The organism is Olsenella sp. AGMB03486 (assembly GCF_040884255.1).
GTDB classification, from domain to species: domain Bacteria; phylum Actinomycetota; class Coriobacteriia; order Coriobacteriales; family Atopobiaceae; genus Olsenella_L; species Olsenella_L kribbiana.
This window is the reverse complement of record NZ_JBEVTM010000060.1, coordinates 1-868: the sequence shown is the minus strand read 5'-3', so window position 1 is coordinate 868 and position 868 is coordinate 1. Positions and strand designations below refer to the sequence as shown.

1 pseudogene is annotated in these 868 nt (G+C 66.0%); it reads right to left on the bottom strand.

The annotated features are described in order from the left end of the window. Positions 1-868, bottom strand: a pseudogene (locus ABVS03_RS11555) (IS21 family transposase); the annotation flags it as partial.

The following is an 868-nucleotide window of genomic DNA, read 5'->3' as shown; positions in this document are numbered from 1 at the left end:
TATGACCGACTCGCCGAACGCCCTCGGCCTCGCCACCAGCGCAGGCACGAGCGATGCAGGATTCCTCACGAGCTCTCCCTGCTTCCACGACCTCGGAAGGGATGCCACATGCCTTCCGTGCATGTCCATGATCTCGACCGTGCGCGCTCTGGCGCCCGCAAGGAGGTCGCGGCTGTGCCAGGCAGGGCCTGCGCAGTAGGAGACGCCGTCCAGCTGTATGTAGCCCCTCTTGTCCGAGCGGACATGCACCCATCTCACGGAGTCGAAGCGCACGCCCGGAAGGGCCATCATCGCCGCGAGGTCCTCGGCGAAGGCCTTGGGCGCAGGTCCGTGCAGCCTGCTCTTCGCCGTGGCGTTGATCCTCCTGCAGCCGGAGAGCAGCATCGAGTTCAGCGCATCGAGGCTCGGCACGGAGGGCACGGGGACGAGGAGGTTGCGGCGCAGGAACCCCACGGCATTCTCCACCGACCCCTTCTCGTTTCCGGAATCGGGGTTGCAGAACCTGGCCTCGAAGCGGTAATGGGCCCTGAGCTGGGAGAAGAGCTTGGACTCCGTCACCCTGCCGAAGAGCATCCGTCCCGCCTCGGTGGCATTGTCGAGCACGACGAGGCGCGGCACGCGCCCTGCCATCTCGAATATCTCGACGAGCCCCTCGCAGAAGCACTCTGCCTTCTCGCACATCATCGCGATGCAGAAGCGGACGTTCGAATGCGGGAACGTCGCGACGAGGAGCTTCAGCTCGAGCCTCTCGCCTGCGACGGTGGCGGTGAAGGTGCCATAGTCGGCCTGCATGGTGCCCGGCGCCCAGTCGAGCTCGAGGAAGCCGTCGTGTGGGGACTGCTCCTGCGCGAGCTTCCATTCCCTCACG